At 65.4% G+C, this 237-nt stretch carries 1 protein-coding gene; it reads right to left on the bottom strand.

Going from position 1 to position 237, the window contains the following annotated elements; translation table 11 throughout:
* Positions 1 to 237, bottom strand: a 237-nt coding sequence (locus RRF55_RS27865) for a hypothetical protein (RefSeq protein WP_439419281.1), incomplete at both ends; no start/stop codon positions are given.

Below are 237 nucleotides of genomic sequence, written 5' to 3' on the forward strand. Positions count from 1 at the left end.
CTGAGCACGAAGCCCACCACCACCACGGCGAACAGCACGCGCTCGCGTTCTTCGAAATCGCTCTGGTCCTGCAGCAGCACGTAGTGCCGCCCGTCCACCACCTCGACCATGGCGTGGTACGACAGGTGCTCGCGAAACACTTCGTGAAACCCCGGGGTGAGGTGACGCAGGTCCTTGGGCAGGTCGAAGTCGTCGCGCCCGCCACTGTAGTAGAACAACTGGTCGGGCCGCGGGCGG

It is taken from the genome of Klebsiella sp. K47, from assembly GCF_051858335.1.
Lineage (GTDB): Bacteria > Pseudomonadota > Gammaproteobacteria > Enterobacterales > Enterobacteriaceae > Klebsiella > Klebsiella pneumoniae.